Source organism: Brochothrix campestris FSL F6-1037, from assembly GCF_000525915.1.
In the GTDB taxonomy this organism is placed as follows: domain Bacteria; phylum Bacillota; class Bacilli; order Lactobacillales; family Listeriaceae; genus Brochothrix; species Brochothrix campestris.
Genome location: NZ_AODH01000092.1, coordinates 1 through 558 on the forward strand (window position 1 = coordinate 1; position 558 = coordinate 558).

At 34.6% G+C, this 558-nt stretch carries 1 protein-coding gene and 1 pseudogene; both read right to left on the reverse strand.

Features of this window, described 5'->3' with window-relative positions:
- Window positions 1-86 precede the first annotated feature (86 nt).
- A complete protein-coding gene (locus BCAMP_RS15155) occupies window positions 87-308 on the reverse strand; it encodes a transposase (RefSeq protein WP_408605195.1) in 222 nt (73 codons plus the stop codon).
- A pseudogene (locus tag BCAMP_RS14080) lies at window positions 214-558 on the reverse strand (ISL3 family transposase); the annotation flags it as partial. The gene BCAMP_RS15155 and the pseudogene BCAMP_RS14080, both read right to left, overlap by 95 nt.

Genomic DNA, 558 nt, shown 5'->3' on the forward strand with positions numbered 1-558 from the left:
TTTGAATTCAACATCCAGTGTCATAAAGTAATCGATGATTCCTCTCGAACTTTTTTTGTCCGTTAAATAAACGATGATAGCGATAATCAAAATCGCTTAAGTCTGTTTTGTTTTTTGAGAAGTAATTTCCAATACGCTTTGAGTTTACGATAAATCTTTTTATCTTCTGAGTTTGAAATATCATAACGGTTCATGAGTTTAATGCGTGTTTGATTAAGGGAACGTGTTACTAATTGGGACAAATGAAAACGATCGATAATGCAATCTTCTAGATGGGAGGATATCAATGATTTCATATTTTTTCGCATCAGTGAAAATAAAACGCATCTGACTATCAGCACTCTTTACCGATTTGAATTCATCCATTGAAAGATGTAGAGGAAGCCTTTGATAGTTCGGTTTGAATTGAGGAGACCATTGGTGTAAAGCACGATTAACAGTAGTTGTTGAAACACTCTGTCTAAAAGCGATATCTTTTTCAGAAGTAATAAACTGCCCTTCGGCAGCTAGTGTTTGAATGACACGTCTGGAGATAAAACAATTTCGTTTTACCATCGA

Coding starts and splice junctions, on each gene's coding strand:
- BCAMP_RS15155 (WP_408605195.1), bottom strand. CDS start 308: ATGCGAAAAAATATGAAATCATTGATATCCTCCCATCTAGAAGATTGC.